The sequence below is a fragment of the Thermus aquaticus genome (assembly GCF_001280255.1).
In the GTDB taxonomy this organism is placed as follows: domain Bacteria; phylum Deinococcota; class Deinococci; order Deinococcales; family Thermaceae; genus Thermus; species Thermus aquaticus.
Genome location: NZ_LHCI01000106.1, coordinates 238,259 through 239,545 on the forward strand (window position 1 = coordinate 238,259; position 1,287 = coordinate 239,545).

The 1,287-nt window shown below is 67.4% G+C and carries 2 pseudogenes; both read left to right on the forward strand.

The window, feature by feature from the left end:
* A pseudogene (locus BVI061214_RS13675) lies at positions 1-168 on the forward strand (IS5/IS1182 family transposase); the annotation flags it as partial.
* A gap of 57 nt (positions 169-225) precedes the next feature.
* Positions 226-1,141, forward strand: a pseudogene (locus BVI061214_RS12405) (IS630 family transposase); the annotation flags it as partial.
* Positions 1,142-1,287 lie beyond the last annotated feature (146 nt).

Below are 1,287 nucleotides of genomic sequence, written 5' to 3' on the forward strand. Positions count from 1 at the left end.
AGGAGACGGCTTCTTCCCTGGGTTTGGAGCTGGAGAAGGACCTTTGCCTGGCTGGGGCGGAACCGGCGTCTTGCCAAGGACTATGAGGAGAACCCTCGGGTAAGCGAGGCCTGGGTCTATCTGGGCATGCTACGATTGTTGGTGAAGCGGCTAGCCAGGGCCGTGTAACTGCCCGTGGAGGACTTTTACGACAGCCTCTAAGTGCCCATGCATTAAACTATCCACATGCCTGCCCCCCTTCGCATCCACCTGACCCCAGAGGAGGACGCCCGGCTCCGAGAGCTGGAGACCAACCCCGTGGTCCCCTTCAAGGTCCGGCGCCGGGCCCAGGCCGTCCGCCTGGCCGCCCAGGGCTGGACCGCCCCCCGCATTGCCCGCCACCTGGGCCTGGACCGCACCACCCTCCACCGCGACCTCAGGCGGTGGCTGGAAAGGGGAATAGAGGGGCTTGAAGACGGCAAGCCCCCCGGGGCCAAACCCCGCTGGACCCCGGCCATGAGCGCCTTCCTGCGGGAGCTCTTGGCGGGGGAGGAGGCCTGGACGGCCCCCCGGCTCCAGGAGGCTTTGGAGAGGCGCTTCTTCGTGACCTTCCACCCGGGTACGGTAGGGCGGAAGCTCCTGGAGATGGGGTACCAGTGGAAAAGGACCCGGTACGTGCCCACGGGGAAGCCCACGGCGGAGGAGAGGGAGAGGTTTGCGGCCGCCTTGGAGGAGGCGGAAAGGGGGGCTGAGGGTGTTCTTTCTGGCTGCTTTGCGAAGTAAACACCGAACTGAGAGCGGGTTTGGACTTTCCCTGCCTCCCACCTACGCCTGGGCGAGGAAGGGGGAAGCGGTGCGGGTGCCCCGGGCCTGGGGGAAGTCGGGGCGGGTGAACGCGGTGGCGCACCTGGAGCGGCGTTCCTGTGGGGGCTGGGCGTTGGGGTGCGCCCTGCCAGAGGGGCGGTGCGGGACGAGGGCCTACCCGTCGCGGTACAGCCCCCATTTGAACCCGGTGGGTCAGCCGTGAGGCTATGTTCTGGCTATCTGGCGGCGGGTGAAGGGGTCCTTGATGCCCCGGCGGCACTACAGGAGCGTGGAGGAGCTGAGGGGGGCGGTGGCCGTGGCTATGGAGAGGCTCAGGGAAGGGCTGGGGCATGGGGTGTTGCATGTATCTTGCCCTCTGAGGGAGGTCCTACCGCCTATGTTGCCGGGCTCCCACGCCCGCGACTTTGATCGGTAGCCACCCGCCCCGGCCTCCCCGCCGCACAGTATCCCGGTCGTCAAAGACCGCATCCACATGGACGGCCC